Annotated in this window: 1 rRNA gene; it reads left to right on the forward strand. The window is 52.5% G+C overall.

Going from position 1 to position 255, the window contains the following annotated elements:
• Positions 1 to 255: ribosomal RNA gene (locus M3180_RS23155) — 23S ribosomal RNA — on the forward strand; the annotation flags it as partial.

Here is a 255-nt window from a genome sequence, read left to right on the forward strand (position 1 = left end):
GATCCGGTGAAATTTTAATACCTGTGAAGATGCAGGTTACCCGCGACAAGACGGAAAGACCCCATGGAGCTTTACTGTAGCTTGATATTGGACTTTGGTACGATCTGTACAGGATAGGTGGGAGCCTATGAAGCATGTGCGCCAGCATGTGTGGAGGCGCCGTTGGGATACCACCCTGATCGTATCGGAGTTCTAACCTGTCACCATGAATCTGGTGAAGGGACCGTGTCAGGCGGGCAGTTTGACTGGGGCGGT

Origin of the sequence: Paenibacillus camelliae, assembly GCF_023715345.1 — a bacterium.
Classification (GTDB): domain Bacteria; phylum Bacillota; class Bacilli; order Paenibacillales; family Paenibacillaceae; genus Pristimantibacillus; species Pristimantibacillus camelliae.